9 protein-coding genes are annotated in these 13,530 nt (G+C 58.1%); 2 read left to right on the top strand and 7 right to left on the bottom strand.

Features of this window, described 5'->3' with window-relative positions; translation table 11 throughout:
- The first annotated feature begins 169 nt into the window (after window positions 1–169).
- Window positions 170–1,426, top strand: coding sequence for an IS4 family transposase (locus tag H9S92_RS04450; RefSeq protein ID WP_187465081.1), 1,257 nt, complete (start codon window positions 170–172; stop codon window positions 1,424–1,426).
- A 128-nt stretch (window positions 1,427–1,554) separates the two neighbouring features.
- On the opposite strand, the gene arsS is transcribed toward H9S92_RS04450, so the two are convergent.
- The 7 genes from arsS to H9S92_RS04490 form a co-directional block, all read right to left on the bottom strand.
- A complete protein-coding gene (arsS, locus tag H9S92_RS04455; RefSeq protein WP_187465515.1) occupies window positions 1,555–2,625 on the bottom strand; it encodes an arsenosugar biosynthesis radical SAM (seleno)protein ArsS in 1,071 nt (356 codons plus the stop codon).
- 245 nt (window positions 2,626–2,870) lie between these two features.
- Window positions 2,871–3,209 (bottom strand): arsenosugar biosynthesis-associated peroxidase-like protein, encoded by a 339-nt coding sequence (locus H9S92_RS22785; protein WP_187465679.1) that lies wholly within the window; start codon window positions 3,207–3,209, stop codon window positions 2,871–2,873.
- A gap of 1,055 nt (window positions 3,210–4,264) precedes the next feature.
- Window positions 4,265–4,609, bottom strand: a complete 345-nt coding sequence (locus H9S92_RS04470) for a tRNA-binding protein (protein WP_187465516.1) — start codon at window positions 4,607–4,609, stop codon at window positions 4,265–4,267.
- Window positions 4,606–5,991 (bottom strand): sodium:solute symporter family transporter, encoded by a 1,386-nt coding sequence (locus tag H9S92_RS04475; protein WP_187465517.1) that lies wholly within the window; start codon window positions 5,989–5,991, stop codon window positions 4,606–4,608. The genes H9S92_RS04470 and H9S92_RS04475 overlap by 4 nt, the downstream gene beginning before the upstream one ends.
- Before the next feature lie 316 nt (window positions 5,992–6,307).
- On the bottom strand, window positions 6,308–7,738 hold the full coding sequence (locus tag H9S92_RS04480; RefSeq protein ID WP_187465518.1) for a SusD/RagB family nutrient-binding outer membrane lipoprotein: 1,431 nt from the start codon (window positions 7,736–7,738) through the stop codon (window positions 6,308–6,310).
- Between the two features lie 99 nt (window positions 7,739–7,837).
- Window positions 7,838–11,080 carry a SusC/RagA family TonB-linked outer membrane protein gene (locus H9S92_RS04485; protein ID WP_187465519.1) on the bottom strand — a complete coding sequence of 1,081 codons (3,243 nt, stop codon included), beginning with the start codon at window positions 11,078–11,080 and terminating at the stop codon, window positions 7,838–7,840.
- Window positions 11,081–11,254: 174 nt separating this feature from the next.
- The gene (locus H9S92_RS04490; RefSeq protein WP_187465520.1) at window positions 11,255–11,929 is read right to left on the bottom strand and encodes a TIGR04282 family arsenosugar biosynthesis glycosyltransferase; all 675 of its coding nucleotides are present in this window, start codon (window positions 11,927–11,929) and stop codon (window positions 11,255–11,257) included.
- A gap of 124 nt (window positions 11,930–12,053) precedes the next feature.
- Here H9S92_RS04490 and H9S92_RS04495 point away from each other — a divergent pair, with 124 nt between their 5' ends.
- Window positions 12,054–13,133, top strand: coding sequence for a zinc-binding metallopeptidase family protein (locus H9S92_RS04495; protein ID WP_187465521.1), 1,080 nt, complete (start codon window positions 12,054–12,056; stop codon window positions 13,131–13,133).
- Window positions 13,134–13,530: the final 397 nt, after the last annotated feature.

Raw genomic sequence — 13,530 nt, forward strand, 5'->3', positions numbered from 1 at the left:
GCTACTCTCCCTACACAAGTTTATTCGTTAAAACATCGCATATTTACCTCATGGAGATTCGTTTAAAAAAAGATTTGACAAGATCAGCTCGCTGATCCGTCTGAGCCTGACATGCGTTGTAAACCGCTTCGGCTCGAACAAGGCCGAGCAAGTAGCCACAGAACGGTTTATGAACAATGAAAATGTCACGCTGGAAGACTTGGGAGAGTTACTCTCAGCACCTTGTCACTTGCAAGACTTGGATCATGTCGTGTTGGTTCAAGACACCACGCAGTACAACTTCGAGGCACACCGAGGGCGGTTTTCGGCGGATGATGCCGATATTGGCGTTCTGGGGGATAACCGTTCGCTGGGTCTGTTCGTGCATCCGACCTTGGGCTTCGATGAGGCAACGGGGATTCCGTTTGGGATTACCGACTTAGCAATCTACCAGTTGCCAGAGGATCGGGAACTGAAAGCAAACAGGGGTTATACCAAGCAGCCCATCACCGAAAAGCATTCTTACCGTTGGATCAAGTCAATAGAGGATAGTGTGGCCAAGATGCCAAAGGTGAAAAACTTTACAGCCATTGCTGACCGGGAAGCCGATATGTATGAGCTCTTCGCCCACCCCTTTGATAGCCGGGTTAAGTTGTTGATCAGAAGTGCACAAAACCGTAAATTAGCCAATGGACAGTTGCTTCATGCCTATCTGGACGACCAGCCCTGGCAAGGGGAGTACGAGTTGGAAATCAAGGGCAATAAAAAACGGTGCGACCGCACCGCCCAGATGACCATCAGGTGGTCAACTGTAGAAGTTGTTTGTCCTTCTAGTTTACATCGGCTGAAAAAAGATCATCCAGCTACAATTTCCATACAGGCCATAGAAGTCAAAGAGATAGAAGCGGGGGAAAGGGCCGAAGGGGAAGAACCTCTCCACTGGTATCTGTACACTACTCATGAGGTAACAAACTTGGTGCAGGCACTTCAAGCTGTCGAGTGGTACGTCAAGCGTTGGTGGATAGAGGACTTCTTTCGCCTCACTAAAAGTCAGGGGTTCGAGCTGGAGAAAAGTCAATTTAGTAGTGGAATGGCACTCAAACGACTAATCTACTTGGTTTACGGGGAGGCAATCAAGGTGCTGGCGTTGCGACAAGGTCGAACACTAACCGTTTCAGATAGTGCCAGGCTCGTCTTTGATAATGTAGAACTCCTCTTGCTAAAAGCATTGCTCCCTAAACTGGAAGGACGTACGGCTAGCCAGGCCAACCAGAACCCTACCAATAGTATTGCTTGGGCTGTATGGATTATCGCCCGACTAGGAGGCTGGACACCAAGAAACATCAACGTGAGACCCCCAGGCGTGATCACATTGCTTAGCGGGCTAAAGATTTTCAAGCAACGACTCGAAGGGTTTAAATTGATCTACAGTCAAATATCACCCTAATTTCTAATGATTTTTGCCCCAAAACTTGTGTAGGGAGAGTAGCTCCCATGGGGAGGGGACGGGGGAGGGGTATCATCCGCGAATAAAAAAACTTTCCTAAAAAAACGAAAAAAAACCAGCGCCAGCACCTACGCCACCACCCCACCACAAGAACTCCCCGCACCCGCCGTACAACCGTAACAGTGCTGGTTCAAAACAATGTTGCGGTTCAGCAATTCCTCGGGATTAAAATCGGTGATGTGCTGCCCCTTGGCGGCTACCTTGAGGTCGAGCATCTGGTTGAAATCGCAGTCGTAGAGGTAACCATCCCAGCTGACGGAAATGGTATTGCGGCACATCAAACTCTCCACCGTGGCGGGGTTGTAAGCATCCACCAGCTTTTGCATATACTCTTCGTAATTGCCACTTTCCAGCAGGTAATCCAGGAAGCGCGAAACCGGCAGGTTCGTAATGGCGTAAAGCTGGTTAAAAACGATGCCGTATTTGCGGTCCAGTTGCCGCTTGAATTCGGCCTCCAGCGTCGCCTGGGCCCCGGGGAGGTATGCGCCGGAAGGATTAAATACCAGATCAAGTACCAGGCCAGTGCCCGGCTTACCGTAACCCACCGCATTCAGCAATTGCAAGGCTTTAATGGAGTCTTCAAAAACGCCGTCGCCGCGCTGGTTGTCCGTGCGGGCCTTCGAGAAATAGGGCAAACTGGACACCACCTGCACGCGGTGCTTAGCCAGAAATTCGGGCAAGTCCCGGTATTTAGGATTGGCCATGATGATGGTCAGGTTACAACGGTCAATGACGCGCTTGCCCATGGCCGTACACTGCTCGACGAACCAGCGGAAGTGCGGGTTCATCTCCGGCGCACCACCGGTAATGTCGATGGTTTTCACACTCGGCATGGCGGCAATCATCAGCAGGCACTGTTCCAGATCGGCCCGGCTCATGTTTTCTTCCTTTTTATCCGGACCCGCATCCACGTGGCAGTGCGCACAAGTCTGGTTGCAGAGTTTGCCGATATTCAGCTGGAAAATTTCAATTTCCGTTGGCTTAAATGGCCGGTGTCCCTGGCTGGCCAACCGTTCGCTGAACCGTGGAAATTTGGCATCCGAAATATCTTTGCCGTTCAGCACATTGAGCTGGACAAAGGTATTGCTGAGCTGAGAACCCTTAGCGGAAAGGGATTTTGTTTTTTGTTTAATTGACATGGGGATTTACAATTTATAATTAGCTACGCTGCTACTGCGTGGTCAAAATGTAGGATTGGAGATTTACAATTAGCTACGAGGCGATTACTTAGTCAGGATTTATAATTTGATATTTTGCTCGCGATAACGTGCGGTAGCCTGTCCTGCGGGCAAATGTTGAATGTTTAATATTGAATCAAACATGTTAAATTAAAATGCTCTGCGGGCAAATATTAAATGGTAAATCCTGAATGGTAAATTGTAAATTACATCGTAACCTTGCTTACCTGCCGCTGCATCTGCCGCGCATAAATCAGCGTCGTTCCTGCTTTTACGGCGGCGGCCACGTGCACGGCTTCCATCATTTGCTCTTCGTCGGCACCGGCCTGGAGCGAATTGGTGGTATATGCGTCGATGCAGTACGAACACTGGATGGCGTGGCTCACGGCCAGTGCGATCAGGGCTTTTTCCCGCGCACTCAGCGCCGTATCGCCTTCGGTGACGCCGGCGTACCAGTCGAAAAATTTATTGCCCATTTCCTCTTGCCACTCCACGATCTTGCCGAAGGTGCGCAGGTCTTTAGGGTCCGAATATTGGTTATCCATGGTGGAATTTTTTAACGAATTAAGGGGTAGAGCAGCTTTGCCGTTCGTGCCGTTTTGGGCGCTGGACGCAGGTGCAGTGGAAGTTGTCCCCCCCACCCCCCCGAAGGGGGGAGCAGCAAGGGACGGATCCCCGAAGGGGGAAGCTGCGGGGGAAGTCGGGCCAGCCTCCGCTTTAATCTGCAGGGGATCGAGGGCAATGCCTTCGCGTTTTTCTTCCGCCGGGGGCATGATTTCGGTATTGTCCCAGATGCCCGTTGTCAGCGTTGCGGCGTAGGAGACGGGGAGGCGCCGATCGTCGAGCATCCGGGCTTTGGCGGTGGTGTGGTCGTAGTCCAATGGATGGAAAGCGTAGTCGAAGCCCGCTGTATCGTCCAGGACGAGGTACCAGGTCCGGGGCGTACCGTCGTTGGCGGGCATGCCGATGACGCCGGCGTTGAGCCAGAGCCGGGATTCGCCACTGCTCGGACTTTGTCCCCCGGCAACGTCTTCCGCTTCCGCCAGGACGTGCGCAAAGGGGAGACCACAGTGCCCCGCCAGGACCACCTCGGCACCTGCGGCCGCGCAAAAATCGATCTTCTCCTCCGCCGGGGTGCTCCGCCAAACAAATTCCGACTGGTTGCGCGGCGAACCGTGCAGCACCACCACGCTGCGGCCCGCGTAGGTGAAACGCAACACATCCGGCAACGTAGCCATGAATTCGAGGTTGCGCGCGCTGACGTGGCGACTGGCGAAGTTGTACCACAGCCTGGCAAACATATCGCAGCGCGAGCCGTCGCCAAAGCCGCATCCGCAGTCGTCGGTCTCATTCACCAGGTTGGTCTCCACGTTGCCCGCAATGGCGTGGCAGCCCCAGGTTTCGAGCAGGTCGAGGCATTCTTCCGGCTCCGCACAGTAGCCCGGGGTATCGCCCGTGCAAATGACGTTGCCGGCCGGAATGCCCAGCCGCGCCGCTTCCGCCTGCACCGCCGTCAGGGCCTGCAAGTTGGAGTACGCGCCGCCAAAAACCAGCACGGGTCCGCGCAAGGTGCCCAGTTCTTTAGTCTTCATGCCTTCCATCAGCCGATGCTTGTTCCGTTGGCGACCGGGAAATCCGGGCGCAGTAAAGTGACGACCTTGCCTTCCACCCCGCCCAGCAGGAGGCACTCGCTGCGGTGCTTCGCAATTTGTTTCGGGGGGAAGTTGACGACGGCAACGACCTGCCGGCCCACCAACTCTTCGGGCGTGTAGCGGTCGGTAATCTGCGCCGAAGTTTTGCGCTCCCCGAGCTCTGCCCCGAAGTCGATCCACAACAGGTAAGCCGGATTGCGGGCCTCAGGGAAGGGCTCCGCGGCCAGTACCGTCCCCACGCGCATGTCGACGCGGAGGAATTCTGACCATGCTAAAGGTTCGTTTGCTTTCATGGTTTGGTTTGGAGGGGTTGAACGGCCAGCGGCGGTGCAAATTGCCGACCCAGAAGAAACAAGCCAAAGCAGCCAAAGATTTCGACCACGGTCACCCCCAGTAAATCCTGGTAAGTACCCGTACCGATACCCCAGCTCGCAGGCCACCAGCCCAGCACCAGCACCAGGCCACAGAGCAGGCCAAAGCCCACGGAAAGGTAAAAACTCAGCGGAGGGGCCTTCACCCACCAGAGACAAAATACCGGCGCCAGCCCCGCCACCATCGCCCCGGAAACCGTCGTGGCCGCCAGAATGGTGGGATTAAGGAACACAGGGATGGTCCCCAACACCGTAATGCCAATCATGGCCAGGCGGCCGGTACTGACCAATTTTTCTTTGCCCGCTACGCCCAAATCGACCACCGCCAGCTTCGCAAAGCTCGAGAAGGTCGAATCCAGCGTACTGGCCGCCGAAGTGATCATGATGAAGTTCATCACCAGCAGGATAGGACCACCCAAGAGCTTGGCTACCTCCACGGGGGCCTGACCATCCACGCCCGCCAACCCACCGTAAATCCCCACCACGCTGAAGAGCACAATGCAGATAAAACCAACCGGCGTAGCCCACAGAAAGGCCCGCAGACTGGTCTTGGGATCACTCAGGAAGCCCCGGTCGGTCAGCACCGGATCGTGAAAAGGGTAACTCAGGCTTTGCAGGGTGGCCACCAGGAAAAGGTCAACGCCCGTCGCCAGCGTCCACGTTCCAGATCGGAGCAGCGGACCAACCTCGTAGTCCACCCGCGGAAAAATGGCCAGCAGAATGACCGCCAGCAACAAGCCGAAAAGCACCATCTGGATGACGTCCGTCAGGATGGAAGAAGACATCCCGCCTTTCAGACTATACGCCAGGGTAAGCACCGTAAAGACCAGGATAGCCAGGTAGTAGGGCATCTCCCCCACCGCCCCGAAGTAGCTGCCAATCACCATGGTGTTCGACCACACCTCATTAAACAGCCGCAGGGAAACGAGCAAGGTAAACAAGGCCACCGCACCCCGACCAAAACGCGTCACCAGATACGCGTGGATCGAGGGAAAGCCCCCCACCGTCCGCAACCGGTAAATTACCCAGCCCGCCACGGCAAAGCTGAAGTAGTAGGCCGCGTACGCCACTCCCCCCACCAGCCCAAAGCTCAGGCCCAGGTTCGCCGCATTCGTGATGGACTTGGCAAACAACCAGGAAATCACCAACGAACTGGTCAGCGCCAGCAACGAAGGCACCCGGTCGCGCCGCGCACCACCGAAGAATTCTCCGGCCGTGCGCGCCAGCGGGGCCACTGCAAACAGCGCCAGGCTGCTGCCGATTACCAAGACCCACTGAAGTAGCGAAAAGGATGTTAAAGACAAACTATTACATTATTATTCGATGAAACCAAGACCGCGATTTCTCCTCCGATGTGTACCCCGCACCTGACCTTAGTCAAGCGCGATTTCTCCTCCGATGTGTACCCCGCACCTGACCTTAGTCAGCGCGGGGGCTCATCGGAGGTGTAAATCGCAGCGCCTATAGGGACTGATTGGAGAGAGAAAACTACTCGCTTCCAACCTTCACCTATCGTAAAAAGAAAACTACTCGCTTTCTCCCCTCTCCTGTGGAGAGGGGTCGGGGGAGAGGTAAAACTACTCGCTTTCCCCCTCCTTTGGAAACGCGTCGGGCAAGCCCTCACTCCACATCCCACCAAACCGGCACATTAATCGAATTATCCTCCGTAGCCGTAGCCGCCGCGCGGTAATTCTCGAAATTGAGCGCCTGTTCATTGCTGGGGTACGGCATCCGCACGGGGAAGAGGCCGTTGTTGAGGCTGGCCTCGGCGGGCCGGAGGTTAGCGGGGATGCCCGTGCGTCGCCATTCCGCCCAGCCTTCGTAGGCGTTGCCGATGCTGGCAATCCACTTCTGGGTAATAATCAGCTCCAGGCCATTGGCGGGGTTCCAGGCGGCGGGGCCGGTCGTCAGGTAGTCGGCAGGCAGCTCCGTTTGCCAGTACGCGAAGGCCTGGCTGACGGCCAGGTCGTAAAGCGCGCCCGCGTCGGCGTCGATGTAGCCTTTCAGGGCGGCTTCGGCCAGCAGGAAGTTGGTTTCCCAAGCGGTCAGGAAGTTGAAATCCAGCGCACCCGTGTTTTCGCGCCAGACGCGGCCCGGGCGGGCGAAGTTGTCGGGCACGATACTGCTGGCGGCGTTGATGCCGTTGACGATGCCCCGGAATTCCCCGTTGGCCGTACTTGGCCGGTAAATCACGCCCGTACGCGGATCGTTGAGGGGCAGCAAAATTTCCTCGGCCGTCTTGCTCATCAAAAAGACGTTGAAAATTCCCACCCGCGCCGTTGCAAAGGCAAAGCTGTTGGGCGGCCCGGCGGCGAAGTCGAAGGTGGCGTTGTCGGCGTTGCTTTGCAGGTAATTTCCGGCGCTGTAGAGCGCGTTAATTTGGCTGGCGACGTCTTCGCGGTCCGAAATCCGCAGCAGTGCTTTGATGCGCAGGCTGTTCGCAAAGCGGATCCACCGGCTCAAATCGCCCTCAAAGACGATGTCGCCCCGCAGTTGCTGCGCACCCTGGTAGTTTTCCATTGCCACCACCGCTTTTTCGAGGTTGTCCAGGATGCCCCCTTCGTTGAGGTAAATGTCGCGCTGGCCGTCGTATTTCGGGGTGACGGTGCCCGTCCGGCCCTGGAAAGCCTCGAAGTAGGGCACGTCACCAAACATATCGGTCAGGGTCATGGCCAGGTAGCTTTTCATCACCAACGCAGGACCTTCGTACACGGCCCGCGCCAGGTTTTCCCGGCTCAGTTGCAGGATGGTTTCGTTGTCGCGCAGGTTGACGTAGAGCACGTCCCACGGGTTCCCGCCTTCCTGCGGCGAGCTGAGCGCGTGGCGGTCGAAGAGGTTGAAGTCGATCATGGCAAAGTGCTGGCTGAGCAGGTTGCCCGCCACGAATCCTTCGTAGCTCATCGCGTCGCCGTAGCCGTAGAGGACCTGCCGGAGCAGCAACTCGGGCTGCACTTCGCTCGGCGCGTTTTCGTTGGTGTTGATCGCCTCAAAATCCTTGGTACAGGCGCTGAAAAGGAGGATAATGGACAAGAGTCCGATGCTATATTTCATGTTAGTTTTTATTTTGGTGCGGACAGCGTTTAGGGCGCGGCCGCAGGTGCTCCCCCCCGCCCCCCCGAAGGGGGGAGAAGGGACAAGGAGAATGGACGACTAAAACTCCACCCCCAGGTTAATCCCGAAGCTTCGGGCGGTGGGATAAGAGATGTCTTCCACGCCCCCTACCAGGTTCTGGCCCTGGATGGCAAATTGCTCGGGGTCAAAGTGCGGGATCTTCGTAAAAGCGTACAGGTTACGCCCGATCACGCTGATGCTGAGGCTGCCCAGGCTGCTCAGGAAAGTATCGCTCAACTGCTCGCGTCCCAGGCGGTAGGTCAGGGAAACCTCCCGGATCTTGAGGAAGCTGGCGTCGTAAATGTTGTTCTCCTCGTGGTTGCGGTCGTAGAAGCTGCGGTAGTAGCTCTCGGCGGAGATGGCCACCGTGTTGGGCACGTACACCGGGTTTTCACTGCTGCCCGTGTTCTGTACCCCCTGGGCGATGATGCCGGTCTCGGGCCGGTTGGCCGTTTCTTCCAGCTGTCCACCCACTGCCGCCAGGGCCAGGGTGCGGCTGACGACCTCGCCGCCCTGCCGCCAGTCCAGGAGCAGACCCAGGTCGAAGTTGCCGAAACGGAAGTTGTTCTGGAAACCCAGCATGAAATCCGGGTTGGCGTTGCCCAGTTTGCGCAGGGTGTTGTCGGCGATGTAGTTGCCGGCGGCGGTCAGGACAAACTCGCCAGCCTCGTTTTTCAGGTAGCCCGTTCCCCAGATGTCACCAATCTCTCCGCCCGGCTCAACGATGAAGAAGACGGTCTGGTCAACGGAGTTGTAGACCCGGCTGAAGGCCAGCGTGAAGCGCTCCGTCCCCTCCGGCAGCGCATCCACCCGCGCCCGCGTCGTGCTGAAGTTGAAACGGCTTTGCCACTTGAATTTGTCGGTCCACACCGGCCGTAAGCTCAGAATGGCCTCCAAACCGTTGGCACTCACCGAACCGCCGTTGATGATCTGCTCGCGGTAGCCGGAAGACAGGGGGACGGGCAGACTCAAGATCTGATTCTCAGTTTGCTGGGTAAAGTAGGTCAGGTCCAGGCCAATGCGGTCGTCGGCCAGGCGAACGTCCACGCCCACTTCCGTGCTTGTCGTTTGCTCGGGCAGGAGGTTGGCGGCGGCCAGGACGGCCTGCTCGCTAAACGTAGGCTGCCCGCCGAAGGGCGTCCGGGCCACGAAGGTCGAACTGGTGCGGTAGGGGTCGGTGTCGTTGCCCACCTGCGCCCAGTTGGCCCGCAGCTGCAGGAAGCTGATGGCCTGGGGCAGATCGAACGCGCGGTCGGCCAAAAAGCTCAGGCTGACCGATGGATAGAAGAAGCTGGTGTTGTCGGCATTGGTCGGGGTGGCCAGGGCCGAAGACCAGTCGTTGCGGCCGGTAACGTCAAGGTAAAGGAAGTTTTTAAAGCCGATCTTGGCCAGGGCGTACACGCTGTTGATGCGCTTACGGGCCACCTGGTCGAAGATCTCGACGGGGCTGGCCGCGTTGCTGAGGCGGAAGATGCCCGGCTGGGCCAGGGTCAGGGCCTGCCGTTGGGTATTGCGGGCTTCCTGGTCCAGGCGGTTGGCACCGGCCAGCAGGTTGAGGCTGAAATTGCCGCTGAGCTGCGGACGGTAGTCGAGCAGAACATCCGTGTTGATTTCCCGGTAAAAGACGTCATTTTCGGCGTAGCCGCCCTGGACAAAACGGTTGGAACTGAAGTTGCGCAGAAAGCGGCGCTGCTCGTTGCTGTAGTCCATCCCCGAACGCACCGTTGCCCGCAGGGTAGGGCTGAATTCGTAGGAGGCCGAGAGGTTGCCGAAGAGGCGGTCGCGGTTGAAGGGGTTGCGGTTTTCCAGCAGCGTAAAGAAGGGGTTATCGAAAAAAGTATAGTTGAAGCTGTACTGCTGCGTACCCTCCAATCCGGGCTGCCAGTAGTTGCGCAGGGATTCGGTATTGGCCTGCCGGGGGTACCAGGCAAAGAGGCTGTAGCCAATGTTTTCGGAGCCGTAGCCCGCACCGGGACGGTTGTCGGATTGGCTGTTGACGTAGCTGAGGTTCGCATTGACGGTCAGCTTATCCGTGGGCCGGAAGCTGAACTTGCCGAAGAGGGTCTTGCGGTCCAGGTTGACGCCGGGGATGTAACTGGCTGAACGCAGGTCAGTAGCCGAAAGGCGGAAGTCGCCAAACTCCCCACCGCCGCTGATGGCCAGGTTATTGATTGCCGTGGTGCCCGTACGGAAGAAGTCCTTCACATTGTCGGGCTGGCTGACCAGCGGCGTGGGCGTAATCGGGCGTCCGCCGTGCACCGCCACGTCACCTCCCCGCACCACCCGACCGTCAGGGAGGGTGACCGGACTGTCAAACTGCGGTGCACTGTTGCCCACATCCAGGCGCTGCCCGTAGCTGTAGGTGATGTTGTCGGACGTCCCCGCGCCGAGGCCATCGACGAAGGCGAAGGCCCCACCCTGGCCCTGCCCGAATTCGTTCTGGAACCGGGGCAACTGGAAGGGGTTATCGACGGTGAAACTGCTGTTGAAACTTACCCCCAAGCCCGGCTTGCGGCCGCCGGACTTGGTCGTGATCACCACCACCCCGTTGGCCGCGCGCGTGCCGTACAGCGCCGCCGCCGAGGCGCCCTTGAGGACGCTGACGGATTCGACATCGGCGGGATTGACCTCCATGGCGCCGTTGCCAAAGTCGATCTCCTGAAAGCCCGCCGCCGCTTCGTTGGTGACGTTGATGATGGTATTGTTGTTGATGGGCGTGCCATCTACGATGAATAAGGGGTTGTTGTTGGCAAAGCTGGTTTGCCCCCGGATGACGATCTGGCTGGTGGAACCAACGCCCGTAGCGCCGGTCGTCACCCGCAGGCCCGCAACCTGGCCGGCCAGGTTATCGAGAAAGTTGACCGCCTGGACGTCCGTCAGCGCCTCACCCCCAATCTGCTGGACGGCGTAGCCCAGCTCGCGGTAGTCGCGCTTGAGGCCCAGGGCGGTGACGACTACTTCGGAGAGCGCCGTGCCGACTTCCATCGCTACTACAACGTCCGCTGCACCTGCGGCCCCGACCAAATAAAGTTCCTGGGTCTCGTAACCCGTGTAGCTGAAAACGATGGTCTCGCCAGCTGAGGAGACCGCAAAAGTGAATTTGCCTTCCGCATCGGTTACCGTTCCAGCGCTGCGACCCCGCGCAAAAACCGAAGCACCAACGAGCGGCTCGCCGCTGTCGGCGTCAGTAACCTGGCCCGAGATGGGAAATTGATTTTGGGCCGTCAAAGTAACGGCAAAGAGCAGGCCAAGCAAAGTGGCCCACGTACGTGAGTGTAACATCAGTGTAAACTTGAAAAATGGGAAAAAGAGCCGCCAGCGGACAGTGAGCCTCCGGAAAGCGGGTAATGGTACCCCTGCAAACTGCCCAGAGGAGGTGCGATGGCGCAGACTTCAGTCTTCCGACCTCAGCCTAAGCCACCTTTCCTACGGGTGCGCAGGCGGTAAACGTACCAATCAGCCTTCCCCCGTGGGCGGTGCCCGGCCGCTTAATTGTCCGTTCCGGGCGTAGGCCTGGCGCAGCGTGGGCGCGGGGAATACCGGCATTTGCTCCGTGAGCAAACCCAGCAAAGCAGCAAGGGCGCGGCGCAAAAAGTGCCACCCCGTGCGGAGATCTTGCAGGTGGTTGATGTCGGCCAGGCGCGGCAGCAGCGCAGCTTCCGGGCAGTAGGCGGCCAGCGAAGCGTAGAGGCCTTCGGTTTCCCAACGGAGGCCGGCGAAGGCAGCTGCGTTGAAGTCTTCCCGTTGCAGGCCGATGAGCCAGACGCCGCCGCGGCGGTCGGGGCCCAGCAGGTTTTGCCCCCGCTCCAGGCGTTGGGCGGCCGAGCGCAGGTGCGCCGGACGAAGGGAAGGGCAGTCGTTACCCACCACGAGGAGGCGATCATAGCCCAGGGCGTAAACGCTGGCCATCGCGTTGGCCAGGCGCTCCCCGAAGCCATCTCCCTGCTGCGTAGCTTCGTCGCTGCGGAACACCGGCAGGCCCGTGGCGGCAACGGTGGCCTCCGCGCGGGCAATCAGCTGGCCCGCAAGCTGCCGCCCGCCCGGATCGTCCGACCCGAAACGCTTGGCCCGGGCCTCGGCTTCGGCCGTGCGACTGAACAACAAGATGGCGGTACGGGCCGGGGTGATCATGACACAAAGGTGGTGAAAAAATCAACTACGTGATTCATCCGCTTACGGTTTTGCCGGGTGCTTACAGTTTACGGGGCCAAACATTGGCTTTTCGCCTACGTTTGGGTTCTCAATACGCCCTGCCATGAAGCTTTTTCAGTGCCTTAACTGCGCTCATCCCGTTTTTTTCAACAACGTGACCTGCGAGAACTGCGGCAGCTGGCTGGCGTATTATCCGCCGACCGCAGAGATGTTGGCCCTCATCCCCTTTGGTGAGGTGTGGCTCATTCCCCAAGACGGCTTTCGCGCCCACCGCTACTGCGCCAACCACGCCCACGCGGTGTGCAACTGGCTGGTCCCCAACGATTCACCGACGGGATTTTGCGCAGCCTGCGACCTCAACCGTACCGTCCCCGACCCCCAGCACCCGGAAAGCCTGGAAGAATGGCGCGCCTTGGAAGTGGCTAAACACTATCTGGTCTACGCCCTCCAACGCCTTGGCCTGCCGCTGCTCAGCAAGAGCGCCGACCCGGAGCGGGGCCTGGCCTTCGACTTCCTTTCCCCCGAGGCCGCGCCAGAACCGGTCATGATGGGCCACCAGGACGGCCTCATTACCCTCAACGCCCACGAGGCCAACCCCGCCCACCGGGAGTCCGTCCGCCTGGCCGTCCACGAAAAATACCGCACCCTCATCGGCCACTTTCGCCACGAAGTCGGGCATTATTACTGGGACCGGCTCATCGCCGGGGACGATCAACAACTGGCGGCATTCCGGCAGCTTTTTGGCGATGAAACGGCCGCCTACGACGTCGCATTGAAACAGCACTATCAGCAAGGACCACCCCCCGACTGGAACCAACACTTCATCACGAAGTACGCCTCGGCCCACCCCTGGGAAGACTGGGCCGAAACCTGGGCCCACTACCTTCACCTCCTCGACACCCTTGAAACGGCCCACGCCTTCGGGCTTTCCACCCAGCCCCGACTCCCGAAACCGGAAACCCTCACCGCTGTCGCAGATTTCGATCCCTACCTGGAGCCCGACATGGACCGCATCATCGACGCCTGCATTCCCATCACTTTCGCCGTCAATAGCCTCAATCGGGGCATGGGCCGGCCCGATTTGTACCCCTTCGTGCTGTTCCCCGCCGTGCGCGCCAAACTCCGCTTCGTGCACGAGCTGGTGGGGGTAGCGAAGAAAAAACAGTGGTCGAGTAAGGGCTGAGGCTTGTGGGTGGAGTTGACTCGGGTCCAATTTTCAATGCTACATCCTGAATTGTAAATTGTAAATCGCTTATGCTTGCGGAGTTGACTCGGGTCCAATTTTCAATGCTACATCCTGAATTGTAAATTGTAAATCGCTTATGCTTGCGGAGTTGACTCGGGTCCAATTTTCAATACTACATCCTGAATTGTAAATTGTAAATCGCTTATGCTTGCGGAGTTGACTCGGGTCCAATTTTCAATGCTACATCCTGAATTGTAAATTGTAAATCCTTTCTCCCCCCCAATTAACGTTAAATAACACCCCACCCCTTGCATCTACGAATCTTTTCGTATACCTTTGTACGAAATGATTCGTAGCCAAGGAAGCCCAGTGGCTTTCCAAGTGGCGTACCCAG

It is taken from the genome of Neolewinella lacunae, assembly GCF_014349155.1.
Classification (GTDB): domain Bacteria; phylum Bacteroidota; class Bacteroidia; order Chitinophagales; family Saprospiraceae; genus Neolewinella; species Neolewinella lacunae.